Source organism: uncultured Mesonia sp., assembly GCA_947499595.1.
GTDB lineage: Bacteria > Bacteroidota > Bacteroidia > Flavobacteriales > Flavobacteriaceae > Mesonia > Mesonia sediminis.
The window spans coordinates 292,236-308,648 of the sequence record CANMOY010000002.1 but is presented as its reverse complement, the minus strand read 5'-3'; the positions used below and the strand labels follow the sequence as shown (position 1 = coordinate 308,648).

At 36.5% G+C, this 16,413-nt stretch carries 16 protein-coding genes; 12 read left to right on the top strand and 4 right to left on the bottom strand.

Annotated features, from left to right (window positions below; translation table 11 throughout):
• Positions 1 to 62 precede the first annotated feature (62 nt).
• The 12 genes from hemE (at position 63) to ACH2AZ_RS03550 (ending at position 11,657) form a co-directional block, all read left to right on the top strand.
• The gene (gene hemE, locus ACH2AZ_RS03605) at positions 63 to 1,088 is read left to right on the top strand and encodes a uroporphyrinogen decarboxylase (protein ID WP_394906678.1); all 1,026 of its coding nucleotides are present in this window, start codon (positions 63 to 65) and stop codon (positions 1,086 to 1,088) included.
• A 71-nt stretch (positions 1,089 to 1,159) separates the two neighbouring features.
• A complete protein-coding gene (locus tag ACH2AZ_RS03600) occupies positions 1,160 to 1,582 on the top strand; it encodes a DUF6973 domain-containing protein (protein ID WP_394906677.1) in 423 nt (140 codons plus the stop codon).
• A gap of 2 nt (positions 1,583 to 1,584) precedes the next feature.
• Positions 1,585 to 2,487 carry an oxygen-dependent coproporphyrinogen oxidase gene (gene hemF, locus ACH2AZ_RS03595; protein WP_394906676.1) on the top strand — a complete coding sequence of 301 codons (903 nt, stop codon included), beginning with the start codon at positions 1,585 to 1,587 and terminating at the stop codon, positions 2,485 to 2,487.
• A gap of 23 nt (positions 2,488 to 2,510) precedes the next feature.
• Positions 2,511 to 3,500 carry a porphobilinogen synthase gene (hemB, locus tag ACH2AZ_RS03590; protein WP_394906675.1) on the top strand — a complete coding sequence of 330 codons (990 nt, stop codon included), beginning with the start codon at positions 2,511 to 2,513 and terminating at the stop codon, positions 3,498 to 3,500.
• 31 nt (positions 3,501 to 3,531) lie between these two features.
• The gene (locus ACH2AZ_RS03585; RefSeq protein WP_394906674.1) at positions 3,532 to 3,882 is read left to right on the top strand and encodes a hypothetical protein; all 351 of its coding nucleotides are present in this window, start codon (positions 3,532 to 3,534) and stop codon (positions 3,880 to 3,882) included.
• Positions 3,883 to 3,986: 104 nt separating this feature from the next.
• Positions 3,987 to 4,430 carry a hypothetical protein gene (locus tag ACH2AZ_RS03580; protein WP_394906673.1) on the top strand — a complete coding sequence of 148 codons (444 nt, stop codon included), beginning with the start codon at positions 3,987 to 3,989 and terminating at the stop codon, positions 4,428 to 4,430.
• A 100-nt stretch (positions 4,431 to 4,530) separates the two neighbouring features.
• Positions 4,531 to 5,631, top strand: a complete 1,101-nt coding sequence (locus tag ACH2AZ_RS03575; protein ID WP_394906672.1) for a CNNM domain-containing protein — start codon at positions 4,531 to 4,533, stop codon at positions 5,629 to 5,631.
• 77 nt (positions 5,632 to 5,708) lie between these two features.
• Positions 5,709 to 6,419 carry a 3'-5' exonuclease gene (locus ACH2AZ_RS03570; protein WP_394906671.1) on the top strand — a complete coding sequence of 237 codons (711 nt, stop codon included), beginning with the start codon at positions 5,709 to 5,711 and terminating at the stop codon, positions 6,417 to 6,419.
• A gap of 60 nt (positions 6,420 to 6,479) precedes the next feature.
• A complete protein-coding gene (locus tag ACH2AZ_RS03565) occupies positions 6,480 to 8,168 on the top strand; it encodes an ABC transporter ATP-binding protein (RefSeq protein ID WP_394906670.1) in 1,689 nt (562 codons plus the stop codon).
• Between the two features lie 212 nt (positions 8,169 to 8,380).
• Complete coding sequence (locus tag ACH2AZ_RS03560; protein ID WP_379046907.1) at positions 8,381 to 8,680, top strand: hypothetical protein; 300 nt, start codon at positions 8,381 to 8,383, stop codon at positions 8,678 to 8,680.
• A gap of 82 nt (positions 8,681 to 8,762) precedes the next feature.
• On the top strand, positions 8,763 to 9,602 hold the full coding sequence (locus ACH2AZ_RS03555; RefSeq protein ID WP_394906669.1) for a FixH family protein: 840 nt from the start codon (positions 8,763 to 8,765) through the stop codon (positions 9,600 to 9,602).
• Positions 9,603 to 9,659: 57 nt separating this feature from the next.
• Complete coding sequence (locus ACH2AZ_RS03550) at positions 9,660 to 11,657, top strand: TonB-dependent receptor (RefSeq protein WP_394906668.1); 1,998 nt, start codon at positions 9,660 to 9,662, stop codon at positions 11,655 to 11,657.
• Positions 11,658 to 11,714: 57 nt separating this feature from the next.
• Here ACH2AZ_RS03550 and ACH2AZ_RS03545 read toward each other — a convergent pair whose 3' ends face one another.
• From ACH2AZ_RS03545 to ACH2AZ_RS03530, 4 genes are all read right to left on the bottom strand, one after another.
• Entirely contained in the window at positions 11,715 to 12,212 is a 498-nt protein-coding gene (locus ACH2AZ_RS03545; protein WP_394906667.1) for a glutathione peroxidase, read from the bottom strand.
• Between the two features lie 328 nt (positions 12,213 to 12,540).
• Positions 12,541 to 13,194, bottom strand: coding sequence for a CoA transferase subunit B (locus ACH2AZ_RS03540; protein WP_394906666.1), 654 nt, complete (start codon positions 13,192 to 13,194; stop codon positions 12,541 to 12,543).
• A gap of 48 nt (positions 13,195 to 13,242) precedes the next feature.
• Positions 13,243 to 13,941 carry a CoA transferase subunit A gene (locus ACH2AZ_RS03535; RefSeq protein WP_394906665.1) on the bottom strand — a complete coding sequence of 233 codons (699 nt, stop codon included), beginning with the start codon at positions 13,939 to 13,941 and terminating at the stop codon, positions 13,243 to 13,245.
• A gap of 141 nt (positions 13,942 to 14,082) precedes the next feature.
• The gene (locus tag ACH2AZ_RS03530; protein WP_394906664.1) at positions 14,083 to 16,410 is read right to left on the bottom strand and encodes a penicillin-binding protein 1A; all 2,328 of its coding nucleotides are present in this window, start codon (positions 16,408 to 16,410) and stop codon (positions 14,083 to 14,085) included.
• Between the last annotated feature and the right edge of the window lie 3 nt (positions 16,411 to 16,413).

Below are 16,413 nucleotides of genomic sequence, written 5' to 3'. Positions count from 1 at the left end.
TAATATGTATCTTTGCTACTACATTTTAAACCCTTAAAATTTCCTTTACGGAAGTATTTACTATGATAAAAAACGATTTATTTTTACGTGCACTAAAAGGAGAAACGGTAGAGCGTCCACCAGTATGGATGATGCGCCAGGCAGGAAGATACCTACCCGACTTTATGAAGCTTAAGGAAAAGTATGATTTCTTTACCCGTTGTAGAACTCCTGAACTCGCTACAGAAATAACCGTAATGCCTATACATCAAGTGGGTACAGATGCTGCTATTTTGTTTAGTGACATCTTAGTTATACCACAAGCTATGAATATTGAGGTAGAAATGAAACCTGGTGTTGGCCCTTGGTTACCTAATCCTATTCGCAGTGCTCAAGATGTAGAACAAGTGATTGTACCCAACGTAGAGGAAGAATTAGGTTACGTTTTCGATGCTATAAAAATGACCAAATTAGCATTGAACCAAGAAGTACCTTTAATTGGATTTGCTGGTTCACCTTGGACCATTTTATGTTATGCTGTTCAAGGGCAGGGCTCTAAGAATTTTGACAAAGCAAAACAATTTTGTTTTACACAACCCTTGGCTGCCCATGCACTATTGCAAAAAATAACCGACACAACTATAGCTTATTTAAAACAAAAAGTAAAGGTTGGGGTAGATGCAGTTCAAATTTTTGATTCTTGGGGAGGTATGCTATCACCCGTAGATTACAATGAGTTTTCTTGGCAATATATCCAGCAAATTATCGATGCTTTAAAAGATATAACTCCGGTAATTGCTTTTGGTAAAGGCTGTTGGTATGCTTTAGATCAAATGAGCAAATCTGGAGCCTCAGCTTTAGGCGTAGACTGGACCTGCTCTGCTCAAAATGCAAGAGCTTTTACAAATGGAAGTATTACGCTTCAAGGTAATTTTGACCCGTCGCGTCTATTTTCACCACCAGCAGAAATTAAGAAGATGGTTCATCAAATGATTAATGATTTCGGAAAAGACAAATACATTGTTAACCTAGGACACGGCATTTTGCCAAACATACCAGTTGAAAATGCTCAAGCATTTGTCGATGCCGTAAAAGAATACAAAGCCTAAGCATGGCCTTACCGGGTAAACTTATAAAACTAAAACCAAGTCAAATTTTGCAACTTGTAAAGGTTTTTTTAATGCACCCATTTTATATTATTCCTACCTACCGGGCTACACAAAGGGCTATTCGTTTGGCACAAGCCCGGTTTGGTAACGAACATCATTTAAACACCCCTGCCAATGCGTTTAGACACGCTTTATGGAGTTTTTTAATTGCTCAAAAAGTTTATAAAAAAAATAAAAATGTGTCAAAAGCTGTAAATTGGGCTAAAACCATAACCGATTTACACGAACAAATAGCCCCCAATAAACCACTTGAAAAGGCCATGGATTTACATAACAATAGCATTGGTCTTCGTTTATTTGAAGCCAATTATACCACAAACACTACTGATCAGCTATTAAAATTATTAAACAGAGAAACAGACCAAGCCGTAAAAATAACCAAAGCTGCTGATATTGAATTAAACAAAAATCGGCTTGTTTTTTTAGAAAATTAAATATGCGAGAAAAGTTTTTAGCTTACATACAAGAATTGCAAGACCAGATTACTCAAGCTTTAGAAGAGATTGACACCAAGGCAAAGTTTAAGGAAGACAAGTGGGAAAGAAAAGAAGGTGGCGGTGGCAGAACACGTGTAATTGAAAACGGAAAAGTCTTTGAAAAAGGCGGTGTAAATATTTCGGCGGTGCACGGCCCTCTAGCTCCAGCAATGCAAAAGTATTTCAAAGTAGGAGACGTAGATTTTTTTGCTTGTGGCTTAAGTTTAGTTATTCATCCTAAAAATCCTATGGTTCCTACCGTTCATGCCAATTGGCGCTATTTTGAAATGTATGACAAATCAGGTCAAGTTATAGATCAATGGTTTGGTGGAGGCCAAGACTTAACCCCTTACTACCTCTTTGAAGAAGACGCCAATCACTTTCACAAAATTTGTAAAAAAGCTTGTGATTCTCACGGATCAAATTTGTATACCGAATACAAAAAGAAATGTGATGAATATTTCTGGAACACCCACCGTCATGAAGCTAGAGGTATAGGTGGATTGTTTTTTGATTATTTAAAATCTACACCTAAAAAAAACATAGAAGACTGGTATCAATTTGTTACTCAAGTTGGAGATAGTTTCTTAGATGCCTATCTCCCTATAGTCAATAAAAGAAAGGAACTACCTTACAAAGATGCCCAAAGAGAGTGGCAAGAAATAAGGCGTGGCAGGTATGTTGAGTTTAATCTCATTCATGATAAAGGAACTCTTTTTGGCTTAAAAACAAATGGTCGTATAGAGAGTATATTAATGAGCCTACCGCCTCACGTGCAATGGCAATATAATCACCAACCAACTAATGGTAGTGATGAAGAAAAATTAATTCACGTTTTAAAAAATCCAAGAAATTGGGTGTAAACGTAAAACAAAAATAAATCATTATGTTCCCATTAATAAGAAATAGACGTACCCGAACAAATCAAGCAGTACGTAACCTAATTCAGGAAACTAACCTATCACCAAACGATTTTCAAGCCCCTATTTTTGTGGTAGAAGGTAAGAACAAAAAAGAAGAAATTGCTTCTATGCCAGGTTACTTTCGCTACAGCTTAGATCAATTACCGCAAGAGATAAAAACTCTTTGGTCATTAGGAATTCAATCTGTACTTTTATTTGTAAAAGTTGAAGAATCTTTAAAAGACAATGCGGGCAAGGAGGCTTTAAACCAAAACGGATTAATGCAACGTGCCATAAAGACAGTAAAAGATACGGTACCTGAAATGTTGGTTATGACCGATGTGGCACTAGACCCTTATTCTATTTACGGTCACGACGGTATCGTTGAAAATGGACAAATACAAAATGATGCTTCTGTAGAATTTTTAGCCGCTATGGCTCTATCTCATGCCCAAGCTGGAGCTGATTTTGTTGCGCCAAGCGATATGATGGACGGTCGTATTTTGGTAATGCGTCAGCGCCTTGAAGAAGCAGGCTATTCCCATACGGGAATTATGAGTTATAGCGCCAAGTATGCCTCTGCATTTTATGGCCCTTTTAGAGATGCTTTAGACTCGGCGCCCGTAGACGTACAAAACATTCCTAAAGACAAAAAGACCTATCAAATGAATCCTGCCAATCGGCTTGAAGCTATCCGAGAGGCTCAAATGGACGTCGAGGAAGGTGCCGATATCGTAATGGTGAAACCCGGACTTTGCTATCTAGATATTGTTAGAGATCTAAGAAATGAATTAACTACACCCATATCTGTTTACCAAGTTAGCGGAGAATACGCGATGATTAAAGCTGCCGCCGAAAAAGGTTGGTTAGACGAAGAAGCTGTTATCCTAGAACAAATCACCGCCATAAAACGTGCAGGTGCCGATTTTATAGCAAGTTATTTCGCTAAACAAGCGGTTCAATTAATACAGTAAAACTTGGCACGATTTTAGCCTAAAGGCCAGTATGAAAAAATTGTTTTTATACTGGCTTTTTTTAGTTTCGGTATCCCATCAAGTGGGAATAGCGGCTACACCCAGTTTAAGCAATGTTCTACCTCAAGATACTCCAGAAAAAGAACACTACTTTTCACAAGATTATCAACACTCCTTTCAGGGCTTACCTACAGATGAAGTTCGAACCCCACTAGAAGACGAAAATGAACCACTTTTTGGTTCTAATTTATCAGATGCCATAACAGAATTGGAGTCAAAGCAGTTTTTGACTTTTCATCCACTAAAACCCTCCATTTTTTTATCATTAGCTAAAAGACTCTTATTTGGAGTTTTTCTATTCCCTTTCCATAGTTTTTTATAGTTCTATTGCTACCAGGTATTTATGTCATACCAATAAAACTAACCATTTTTTAACGGAATTAAATAAACTATAAATAAAAGCCTCTTTTTTAGAGCATAAAAACCATGGAACGATCTTCTATTTTATTAGGATTACTTTTGCTATTTGCCTTCATTGCCCCATTATTTTATACCATAATCATTAAAAGGAAAAATACTGCTATTTGGGAACAAAAAATTAGAAAAAAAGCAGCTCAAATGCACCATGAACTAGACGAACTAGAAATAAACACCAAATTGTTTTTGGGTATAAACCGTGTAAAACAAATACTTATTTACGGAAATTTAGATGAAGAAAATTTGAAAGTTAAAAGCTTTGGTTTAACCGGACTTACTTGCGAAATAAAACAAAATAGGAGTAAAGAAAAAGGCATCGAGCAAATCGTGATGCTGCTTAAAAATCAATTACAGCAGAGCCAAATAGTTTTTTATAACGAAGAAGACGATTATAATGTAGAAGCTTTAGCGCAATTAGAATTGGCTCAAAAATGGCAAAAAGCTCTAAGCTGATAGATCAATAGCCAAAATAGAGATTGGGTTTTGCTAAATTTGTGAAAAATAGGTTGAGTAAATTCTATATTTGTCTTATTTTTCAGAAAATTCATTTTTAATGACCTTATTAATAATTTATGCCCTAGTTTCTATTTTGGCTTCTTTTTTATGCTCTATTTTAGAAGCCGCTCTTTTGAGTTTTACCCCCACTCATATACGCCTTAAAAAAAATGAAGGAAAACAGTATGCTACAACACTGGCCAGTTTTAAAAAAGATATTGATGTTCCTTTAACAGCTATACTTACCGTAAACACTATAGCTCATACTGTGGGTGCCATTTTAGTGGGTAATCAAGCGGCTATTCTTGCACTAGAACAAGGTATAGATTACCAAGTATTGGGAATAAATTTTGTTGGTCTAGTATCGGCAATAATGACTGTTTTAATTCTAATTCTTTCAGAAATTATTCCTAAAACCATAGGAGCTAGTTATTGGAAACATTTGGGCCAGTTCACGGCCACTACCTTACAAGTTCTTATTTTTCCATTAAAATATACCGGTATCTTATGGTTACTTTTACTCACCACAAAGCTTATAGGAAATTCTGCTCATGCTAATACCATGAGTCGGGAAGAATTTATAGCCATTACAGATGAAGCCGAAAAAGAAGGCGTTTTTAAAGAGAATGAAACCACCTTTATTAAGAATTTACTAGTTTTTAAATCGGTTATGGCGCAAGACGTGATGACTCCTTTCTCGGTAGCTATGATTGCCAATGAAGAACAAAGCGTAGCAGACTTTATTTCAGAACATCCTACACTTAAATTTTCTAGAATTCCAGTCTACCATAACCAACCCAACAATATAACCGGTTTTGTACTCAAGGATGAGATTTTAGAACATATGATTCAAGATAAAGGCGCATTACATCTTGAAAGTCTAAAACGAGATGTATTGCTAACCTATAGCCACACCCCAATTCCTAAATTATTTGAATTTTTCATACAAAAGAGAGCTCATTTAGCCGTAGTAGCCGATCAATACGGAAACACTGTAGGAATTATCACGATGGAAGATATTATTGAAACCTTACTCGGTTTAGAGATTATGGATGAAAGCGATAGTACAGAAGATATGCAGCATCTGGCTAGAAAAAACTGGGAAAAAAGAGCCAAGCGCTTGGGTATTATTCACGATAATCTAGAAGACGAACAATAAATCTTTTATATCACTAAATAAAAAATTTTTGTTTGCATCGGGTAATATTGTAACTTAATCACTTAATTACTAAGCTGATGATACACCATATACCCCTTTCTAAAATTTTATTTTTAGATATAGAGACCGTCCCTGAAGTTGAAAAATTTGAACATTTACCTCCTAAAGTACAATCGCTTTGGGAAAAAAAATCACGTTATCAACGCCAAGAAGATATTTCGGCAGAAGACTTTTATGAAAGGGCAGGAATCTGGGCAGAATTCGGGAAAGTAGTTTGTCTGTCTGTAGGGTATTTTTTAATTCATCCGCAAAGGGAGTTCAGAGTCACTAGCTTTACTGGCAGCGAACCTGAATTATTAACGGCTTTCAACAACCTAATCACTCAGCATTTCGATAAAAAAGACCAGTTATTGTGCGCCCATAACGGCAAAGAATTTGATTTTCCTTTCTTAGCGCGAAGAATGCTAATTCATGGTATCGCGCTACCCGACAAACTCAATCTTTTTGGTAAAAAACCTTGGGAAGTGCCCCATTTAGACACCCTAGAACTTTGGAAATTTGGAGACTACAAGCATTATACCTCACTTAACTTACTCACCCACGTCTTAGGCATTCCCTCGCCAAAATCAGATATCTCTGGCGATGAAGTAGCTCGCGTATTTTACGAAGAACGAAATATAGCACGAATAAAAAATTATTGTGAAAGAGATGTAGTGGCCATTGCCCAAATTATTTTAAAGTTTAAAGGAGAAAGTCTTTTAGACCCTGAAGAAATAAAAAGTGTCTAAAACCGATAGCTACCTTTATTTTGTTATTTTTATTGCGTGTAGACTTTACGGATTTAACCCATGGAAGCCAGCAAATCTTTATTAAAAATTAAACAGCTTAGTCTCGGTTTTACCACTAAGAAAACCTCTTATACCCCTATTTTAAAAAACATTGATTTAGAAATAGGAAAAAATGAGATTCTTGGACTGGTAGGAGAATCTGGATCTGGAAAATCTATACTTAGTTTGTGCATTTTGCAACTATTAAGCAAGCAGGCGAAAATTAAAAAGGGCAGTATACAATTTAATAATAGGGAACTATTAGACCTGCCAAAGAAGGAGTTTCAAAACTTACGCGGAGCACAAATCGCAATGATATTCCAAGAACCTATGAGCAGTCTAAATCCAGCTATGCGATGCGGCAGACAAGTGGTAGAAATACTTGCTCAACACACCTCCCTAAGCTTTAAACAAGCTCAGCAAAAAACTTTAGAACTTTTTAAACAAGTAAAGCTTCCCGATGTAGAACGTGTTTATAGGGCATATCCGCACCAAATTAGTGGCGGACAAAAACAACGCGTTATGATTGCTATGGCCATTGCCTGTAAACCCAGACTACTTATTGCCGATGAGCCAACCACCGCTTTAGATGTAACGGTGCAGAATGAAATTCTACTTCTTTTAAAAGAGATTCAACAAGAGACTCAAATGAGTATTTTATTTATTTCTCACGATTTGGCAGTGGTTTCTAAAATTGCCGACCGGGTAGCTGTGATGTATAGAGGCAAAATATTAGAAGTCAATGAAACCCAGACGCTATTCAAAAACCCACAAAACCAATATACTCGTGCTCTATTACTCTCAAAACCAAGAACAGATGTTCGCTTAAAAAGGCTCCCAACGGTAGAAGATATTTTACAAGACCAATTAAATCTTGCCGTTGAAACTCGAGAAGATAGACAAGAGAAGCATAAAACTATTTATGCCCAAGCTCCTTTACTTGAAGCTAAAAATTTAAAAAAGGTTTTTATCACTAAAACGGGTCTATGGGGAAGCAAACGGGAATTTACCGCTGTAGATTCGGTGAACTTTAAAATTTATGCTGGCGAAACTTTAGGCTTGGTAGGTGAATCTGGCTGTGGCAAATCTACTCTAGCCGATCTGATTTTGCGATTGACTCCAGCGACCAGCGGACAAGTGTATTATAAAGGAAAAGAGATATTTTCTTCACCTAAGAAAGAGCAAAAGAAACTAAGGCAAAAAATTCAATTGATATTTCAAGATCCTTTTTCTTCTTTGAATCCGCGTCTTACTATAGGTCAGGCTATAATGGAGCCTATGTTGGTACACGGTCTTTATAAGAATAAAACGGAACGTAAAGACAGAGCGCTTTATTTGCTTAATCGGGTGGGATTAGACCAAAAATATTTTAATAGATTCCCTCACGAGTTTAGTGGTGGGCAACGTCAGCGTATTGGTATAGCTAGAACGATTGCCGTAAACCCAGAGTTGATAATTTGTGATGAATCGGTCTCGGCATTAGATATATCGGTGCAAGCTCAAGTGCTCAATTTATTAAATGAATTAAAAGAAGATTTTGGTTTTACCTATTTATTCATTTCGCACGATTTAAGTGTCGTTAAATATATGGCCGATCAACTTCTGGTTATGAATCGAGGTAAGATTGTTGAACGCGGCGATCCTGATTCCGTTTACAAAAATCCGCGAAAGCAGTATACTCAAGAATTAATTAAAGCTATGCCAATTTAGGCAAAAGCTTTTTGTAAACCGACTTTATTTTTGGGTTGATTACTGCACCACCAGTTCGAGAGACAAATAAAATAACTACATTATTAAAAGTGACTTTTGTCAGTGCCCCATTTTTTTTTCATCATTATCTTTACCCTGTGAAAAAGAAGCATTCCATATTAGTCTTAATTTTTACCCTTTTGGTTACTTTCAATGGTGTAAAAAGTGCTTTTATGCTCAGTTTTTATTTTGTTGATACCAACAGTTTTGTTGAGCTATTTTGTATCAATAAAGACAGGCCAAAATTGGCTTGTAATGGTAAATGTGAGTTATCTAAATTGATAGAATCTAATTCGTCTAAAGAAAAGCCTGCTTATTTAGATTTTTTAGATAAAGAACTAGTATTCTTTTGGTCTGATGATTCTACTTCTCCTATATTATTTTTAGAAATCAAAAAACCAGTTTGCAAAAGCTATAATAACCTCTATCGCTTCTTGCAAATTACCGATATTAAGCCCCCTCCCATTGTATAATTAAGCTTTTGAAAAATACCTTTTAACAAGAGAAACATTTCTTTTGCGAGGAATCCTATTATCAAATCAAAAAATTTATACAATGAAACTATTAAAATATTTCAGCCTTTTGGCGATGATTCTACTTAGCGCCTGTTCATCTGATGATGATGGTATTGCGACACCCATAAATGAAACCGAAAACTTAACATTGGTACAAACCATTAACGCCAACAATCACGAAATTTTACTTTACACCACAACCGGTGAAATAGAGCAAGGATATAATGAAGTTTACCTTCAAATTAAATCTGGAGACGAATTAATTACTAATGCCGATATCTCGTGGATGCCTATTATGCATATGACTAGTATGATGCATAGCTGCCCAAATTCTAATGTTGTAAAATCATCTGCAAAAGAGACTTTATACCAAGGGTATTTAGTATTTCAAATGGCCAGTAACGATGACGAATATTGGGAGTTAAACTTTGACTATAGTATTGACGGTGCAACTTTCACAGCCTCAGATAAAGTATATGTTAAGCCAGCACCAAAAAAACGTGTTGCTGTATTTATGGGTAGCGACAACCAAAAATATGTTTTAGCCATGGTTGACCCAAGAAATCCTCAGGTAGCGGTAAATGATATGCGGGCAGGATTATTTAAAATGGAAGATATGATGAATTTTACAAGCGTAAACAACTATCATATTAAAATTGATCCCCGCATGCCTAGTATGGGCAATCACGACTCTCCTAACAACCAAGATTTGTACCAAGAAAACGGACAAGGTTTTTACGAAGGTAAAGTAAGTTTTACTATGACAGGCTACTGGAAAATCAATTTGCAAGTAGCCAATGAAAGTGGCGAAACTATAAAAGGCGAAGCCGTTGCTGGTAGTGATGAAGCCTCTAGCTTATACTTTGAGGTAGAGTTTTAAATTAATTTTTCGAGGTTAATTTCAATTGGATTTAACCTCGAAACAAATTCAAAAGCTATGTTTAAATTCAGTTTTACGCTTGTCTGTGCTTTGATTGGCTTCAATGCCATATCACAAAGCCAGCAGCTTGATAGTTTAGCTTCAACAGAGATATTAGAAGAGGTAATTCTTTTAAGTAGCAACCAGCATAAAAATCACACCGAAAATAAGTCCTTAGCCAGTTTAGAAAGTTACCTGCAAGAATCTAATGCTGTTAACTTTATTAAACGAGGGGCTTATGCCTGGGAACCTATGATACAAGGAATGAGTTCAGAACGTAACCTCATTACCATTGAAGGAATGCGTATTTATGGTGCTTGCACCGATAAAATGGACCCTATAACTTCTTATGTAGAAATATCTAATCTTTCAAAAGCCAATATTAAAAGAGGGCAAGCTGGAGCAGAGAATGGTGTAACCATTGGCGGGTCAATCGATTTAAAACGCAAAAAAACCGGTTATGGCGAATCTGGTCTAAAAGCCAATTTGCAATCTGGTTTTGAAAGTGTAAATCAGCAAAAAGTACTTGGTGCAGCCGTACAGTACGGCACTGATAAATTTTTTACAGATATTGATATCATGTATCGAGATGCAGAAAATTACGATGCTGGTGAAGGTGAAGAAATATTATATTCTCAATTTACTAAGTATAATTTCTCCTTTGCTTCTGGAATTAAATTAGATCAAAACAATAAGCTTGAAGCTTCTCTTATTTATGATGAAGCTAGAGATGTGGGCTATCCCGCCTTACCGATGGATGTTTCTCTGGCTCGGGCTTATATTGGCTCGCTAGAATACATTCACACTTCTGAAAACACCTTTTATTCATCCTGGAGAAGTAAGATATATTATAACGATGTTACCCATATAATGGATGATTCAAAACGTCCTGTAGTCCCCATAAGAATGGATATGCCGGGGTGGAGTAAAACCTGGGGTATGTACTCAAAGTTAGTGGGTAAAAAAGAAAATCACAATTGGAATTTATCTTTCAATAGTCATTTTAACAACTCTTTAGCCGAAATGACTATGTATCCCGATAACCCCAACGAGAAAGAAATGTTTATGCTCACTTGGCCTGATGTAAATACCATTTATGCGGGAATCTTTGCCCAAGACAAGTATTATTTTAATGAGCACTTTTCAGCTGACTTTAGTCTAGGGGCTGGAGTACATCACAATTCAATTCAAGATGAGTTTGGTCTAGCCAGTTTGCGTATTTTTTATCCCGAAATGGATTCCAGCAAAACCCGATTTTTAATAAATACAGCACTAGCTGTAGATTTTAGGCAGAATAACTGGAAACATAGCTTAGGGTTTGGTTATGGTGAACGTGCTCCTAGCGTTTCTGAGGCTTATGGGAATTACCTCTTCAATAGTTTTGATGGCTTTGATTACATTGGCAATCCTAAAATGAAAAATGAAAAATCTAAGGAGATAAGCTGGGCATCTCAATACAAAAATAAACAGTTTAAAGTTAATTTTAATACCGCTCTATATCACATAAACGATTATATTATTGGTAGACCAGACCCAAGTTTATCTCCCATGAATATTGGTATTAATGGTGTAAAAGTTTATGAACAGATTGATTATGCCTTGTTATGGAGCACAGACTTAAGTGCAAATTATAATATATCTAAAGCATTTAGTTCGCATGCAAAACTAATTTATAGATTGGGGCAAGACGATGGACAAAATAATTTGCCCTTAATTCAACCCCTAACGTTTGAAGCTAGTTTAAGATATAAATATGATACATTTTATGCCGAATTAGGGTTTCAAGCCGCAACTGAACAGTCTGCTTACAGTCCAGAATTTGGAGAAAACAAAACTCCAGAATATGGTATAGTGAATCTAGCCCTATCTAAAATTGTATATTTCGAGCAGCAAAAACTTATTCTTAAAGCTGGAAGCGAGAATATATTTGACACTAATTACTCCACCTTTTCAGACTGGAATAATATTGCTCGACCAGGAAGGAATATTTATGCCAACGTAATTTATAGTTTTTAAACTGGATATAAAGCGAAAAAAATAAAGGTTGATTGTGAGAAATTGCATAATCAACTTTTATTTTTTCAAAATCGGACTTATTTTACGCTCCAAATAAGCGTTGAGCTTCTCTGGTTTTGAAGTAGGCGCAAAACGCTTAATGGGTTTACCGTGTGGGTTTACAATAAACTTAGTAAAATTCCATTTTATAGCATTTGTTAGGAAACCACCTTGTTCTTTCCTCAAGAATTTAAAAACTGGATGTGCGTTAGAGCCGTTAACTTTCACTTTATCAAACATAGGAAAACTCACACCATAATTTAGCATGCAGCCTTCTTGTATACTTTTAGCGTCGCCGGGTTCTTGTTTTCCAAATTGATTGCAAGGAAAACCTAAAATAACCAATTCTTGATCTTTATATTTTTGATACAATTCTTCAAGCCCTTTTAGCTGCGGTGTCAATCCGCATTGACTTGCGGTGTTTACGATAATTAACCATTTACCTTTATACTTTGATAAAGATATTTCTTTACCCTGTATGGTTTTTACGGTAAAATCATATATACTGGTTTCCATATGCTCTTTTGCGTGAAAGTTATAGCTTTTTTAGTGTAAAATTGCTTGAAAACTTGTTATAGTTTTAATAAGGTATTATTGTTAATTATCTGCACTAATAAGGTGGGGCAAAATTAAGATAAGGAGATGTGTGAGTCATATTTCTATACTAGAACTGGATTGCCTGAGACGTAAATTAAAAATTCTAGCTCTCAAGTTTAATTGTGGTAGATATACTGCGCCAGCGATAGTAGCGGCATACTTTTTTGTCCATTTTTATTGTGAAAAATGGACAAAAAAGATACAGCGAATAGCGCGGTCTCAATGAACATTGAGAGGCGCCCAAAAACTAAATTTTCATTTCGGGAATATCGCCTTCGATGATTAACTTGCCTTCGGTTGCTTTTTGAATTTCTTCTACGCTTACTCCTGGTGCTCTTTCGAGTAATTTAAAGCCAGCGGGAGTAACCTCAATTACCGCCAAATTTGTTACTATTTTGGTCACGCACCCCACTCCTGTTAATGGAAGTGAACATTTTTTTAATAATTTTGATTGGCCTGCTTTATTGGTATGCATCATAGCAACAATAATATTTTGTGCAGAAGCCACGAGATCCATAGCGCCGCCCATACCTTTTACCATTTTACCTGGTATTTTCCAGTTGGCGATATCACCGTTTTCTGCGACTTCCATTGCCCCTAATATAGTAAGGTCTACGTGTTGTCCACGTATCATACCAAAACTTGTAGCAGAGTCAAAAAAGCTCGCTCCAGGTAGAGCGGTAATGGTTTGTTTTCCTGCATTAATCAAATCGGCATCTTCTTCTCCCTCGTAGGGGAAGGGCCCCATACCTAGAATACCGTTTTCACTTTGAAATTCTACGGCTATATCGTCACGAACAAAATTGGCAACCAATGTAGGTATACCAATCCCTAAATTTACGTAGTAGCCATTTTTTACTTCCTGTGCTATTCGTTTTGCAATTCCGTTCTTATCTAACATTTGTTTGGTTTTGAAAATTATACAATGGCTTTGCTGGCCTTTTGCCGGTTATTTTTGTCTAACGGTTCTTTGCTCGATACGTTTTTCATAACGTTCTCCTTGAAAAATTCTTTGAACAAATATGCCAGGAATATGTATTTGATTGGGATCTAATTCACCTGCAGGAACAAGTTCTTCTACCTCAACAACGGTTATTTTGGCGGCTCCACACATATTAGGGTTAAAATTTCTGGCAGTACCTTTAAAGATTAAATTTCCTGCTTCATCACCTTTCCAGGCTTTTACAAAGGCAAAATCTGCCTTATAGGCTTCCTCTAACACATACATTTTCCCGTCAAACATACGCGTTTCTTTATTTAGTGCCACTTCTGTACCATAACCAGCGGGGGTATAAATGGCCGGAAAACCTTGTTGAGCTGCTTGACATTTGGCGGCTAAAGTACCCTGTGGGGTGAGTTCTACTTCTAATTCACCACTAAGCATTTGTCGTTCAAATTCGGCATTTTCTCCTACATAAGAAGAAATCATTTTTTTAATTTGATTTTTCTTAAGTAAAAGACCAAGTCCGAAATCATCTACACCGGCATTATTGGATATACAAGTAATTTCTTTTATGTTTTTTGCTACTAATTCTGCAATTGCATTTTCAGGAATACCAGAGAGCCCAAAGCCTCCTAACATAAAAGTCATACCGTCTTTTACTCCCGCTAAAGCTTCTTGCACATTAGCTACCGTTTTATTTATCATGGCGTTTCAATTTTAATCGAAAAGTACGAAATTATATGCATTGTTACAAGAAGCCGATAACCTAATAAATGGATTTACAATTACCCTATAAACAATCAAAAATTAAGGCGATGCTTGTAAACATCGCCTTAATTTTTCTTGTTATAATTCTAATTCGCCTATATCTGGCCCTGTATTGTCGTTTTGGTCTTTTTCGCCATTTTTATAGTTATCGCAATCTACCTCAATACTTAGATTTTCGGGTTTTTCAAAGTCTCCTTTTGAGACATCCAGCTCGGGGTCGTTATATATTTTTTTCATATAAGAACCCCATATTGGTAATGCCATAGTAGCCCCTTGACCGTAGGTAATCGAAGAAAAATGCACCGAACGGTCTTCTCCACCTACCCAAACGCCAGTAGTCAAATTAGGAACTACTCCCATAAACCAACCATCACTTTGATTTTGCGTAGTACCGGTTTTTCCTGCAATTGGATTAGTGAGTTTATAGGGATGGCCAGTAACTACCTTTTTATAATACTCGGGGGTCCAACCACTTGTTCTTAAACGCGTACCAGAACCTCCTCGGGTTACACCCTCCATTAAATTAATGGTTACATAAGCCGCTTCTTCACTCATTACATCACGCGTTTCTGGAACGTGTTGATAAAGAATAGTTCCATTTTTATCTTCAATACGGGTGACAATTACAGGTTTAACATACACTCCTTTATTGGCAAAAGTACTGTAAGCCGAAACCATCTCGAATACACTTAAATCAACACTTCCCAGCGCAATAGCTGCAACCGGATCTATATTACTTGTATCTACGCCTAGCTTATCAAGTAGATCAATTACCGGTTCAGGGCCTATTTTATCAATTAGGCGTGCTGTAATGGTATTTAACGAATTGGCTAAAGCCTGCTTAAGATTTACCATACCACCATACTTTCCAGAAGAATTTTTGGGTGTCCAGCTATCGGTAACCCCGTGTGATCCTGCAGGTATGGTGTGTAGCGTATTGGGTAATTCGTAGCAAGGTGATAGCTGCAACTGATCAATCGCTGTAGCATATACAAAAGGTTTAAAAGTAGAGCCCACTTGTCTTCTTGCTTGCTTTACGTGCTCATATTTAAAATGTCTAAAATTAATACCCCCAACCCAAGCTTTTACTTCTCCGGTTTGCGGCTCCATAGACATCATTCCTGTATTTAGAAAAGATTTATAATAATAAATAGAGTCTAATGGGGTCATAATGGTGTCTTTCTCTTGGCGCGGATTATTCCAAGTAAAAACGCTCATTTCTGTCTTCTCATTAAAAGAAGCCATAATTTCTTTTTCGCTAGCACCGTTTTTAAGCATATGTTTATAACGACTGCTGTTTTTTATAGCTCGATTGATTATATTATCGATACTCTCTTGAGAAATACCTCGAAAAGGTTTGGTTTTATTTTTTTGATTTTGCCTATCAAACTCAGTCTGTAAGTTCTTCATATGTTCTTGTACGGCTTCTTCGGCATAAGCTTGCATCTTAGCGTCTATACTCGTGTATACCTTAAGACCATCTCTGTATATATTGTAGGTAGAGCCATCTTCTTTTGGATTTTCTTTTGCCCAATCTTTCAAGAATTCACGCAAGAACATTCTAAAATAGGTTGCCAATCCTGATTGATGACTTTCTGGTTGATAATTAATTTTTAATGGTAAATTTTGTAGGCTATCTTTTTCTTTTTCTGTAATGTAACCCACTTTTGCCATTTGTTTAAGCACTACGTTTCTCCTATTGGTTACACCTTCTGGGTTTCTTCGAGGGTTGTATAAACTTGAATTTTTAAACATTCCCGCCAATACGGCAGCTTCTTCTATTTTTAACTCGTGTGGTTCTTTTCCCCCAAAATATATCCTTGAAGCCGATCGCACGCCAACAGCATTATTGTTAAAATCATAAATATTAAAGTACATCGCTAAAATTTCCTCTTTGGTATAACTTCGCTCTAAGCGAACCGCGATAATCCATTCTTTTATTTTTTGGGTAACCCGGCCAAGCAAGTCTTTAGCCCCCTCACCATGAAACAGCTGTTTTGCCAGCTGCTGAGAAAGCGTGCTAGCTCCTCCTTTTGAACCCATGTAGATCAAAGCTCTCGCTGTACCACGCGCATCAATACCGGAATGATTATAATACCTCTCATCTTCTGTCGCGATTAAGGCTTGAACCAGATTTTCTGACAAATCTTCAAACTTGATAGGGGTTCGATTTTCATTGTAATATTTTCCTAGTGTTTTACCATCTGAAGAGAACACCTCGGTAGCTAAATTGGTTTCGGGATTTTCTAGCTGCTCAAAACTGGGCATTTCTCCAAATACGTCCCAGCTGGCCAGTAAAAAAAACATAACCACAGCTAACAATCCGGTTAAAAAAAGTAACCAAAAGCCTATAATGTATTTAATAAATCCTGATTGTTTGTGTTCTTTTTTTGTTTTCTTAGCCACTTT

What these genes read in the sequence shown, in the direction of transcription:
- hemE (WP_394906678.1), top strand. Translation starts at nt 63, where the DNA reads ATGATAAAAAACGATTTATTTTTACGTGCACTAAAAGGAGAAACGGTA.
- ACH2AZ_RS03600 (WP_394906677.1), top strand. Translation starts at nt 1,160, where the DNA reads ATGCACCCATTTTATATTATTCCTACCTACCGGGCTACACAAAGGGCT.
- hemF (WP_394906676.1), top strand. Translation starts at nt 1,585, where the DNA reads ATGCGAGAAAAGTTTTTAGCTTACATACAAGAATTGCAAGACCAGATT.
- hemB (WP_394906675.1), top strand. Translation starts at nt 2,511, where the DNA reads ATGTTCCCATTAATAAGAAATAGACGTACCCGAACAAATCAAGCAGTA.
- ACH2AZ_RS03585 (WP_394906674.1), top strand. Translation starts at nt 3,532, where the DNA reads ATGAAAAAATTGTTTTTATACTGGCTTTTTTTAGTTTCGGTATCCCAT.
- ACH2AZ_RS03580 (WP_394906673.1), top strand. Translation starts at nt 3,987, where the DNA reads ATGGAACGATCTTCTATTTTATTAGGATTACTTTTGCTATTTGCCTTC.
- ACH2AZ_RS03575 (WP_394906672.1), top strand. Translation starts at nt 4,531, where the DNA reads ATGACCTTATTAATAATTTATGCCCTAGTTTCTATTTTGGCTTCTTTT.
- ACH2AZ_RS03570 (WP_394906671.1), top strand. Translation starts at nt 5,709, where the DNA reads ATGATACACCATATACCCCTTTCTAAAATTTTATTTTTAGATATAGAG.
- ACH2AZ_RS03565 (WP_394906670.1), top strand. Translation starts at nt 6,480, where the DNA reads ATGGAAGCCAGCAAATCTTTATTAAAAATTAAACAGCTTAGTCTCGGT.
- ACH2AZ_RS03560 (WP_379046907.1), top strand. Translation starts at nt 8,381, where the DNA reads ATGCTCAGTTTTTATTTTGTTGATACCAACAGTTTTGTTGAGCTATTT.
- ACH2AZ_RS03555 (WP_394906669.1), top strand. Translation starts at nt 8,763, where the DNA reads ATGAAACTATTAAAATATTTCAGCCTTTTGGCGATGATTCTACTTAGC.
- ACH2AZ_RS03550 (WP_394906668.1), top strand. Translation starts at nt 9,660, where the DNA reads ATGTTTAAATTCAGTTTTACGCTTGTCTGTGCTTTGATTGGCTTCAAT.
- ACH2AZ_RS03545 (WP_394906667.1), bottom strand. Translation starts at nt 12,212, where the DNA reads ATGGAAACCAGTATATATGATTTTACCGTAAAAACCATACAGGGTAAA.
- ACH2AZ_RS03540 (WP_394906666.1), bottom strand. Translation starts at nt 13,194, where the DNA reads ATGTTAGATAAGAACGGAATTGCAAAACGAATAGCACAGGAAGTAAAA.
- ACH2AZ_RS03535 (WP_394906665.1), bottom strand. Translation starts at nt 13,941, where the DNA reads ATGATAAATAAAACGGTAGCTAATGTGCAAGAAGCTTTAGCGGGAGTA.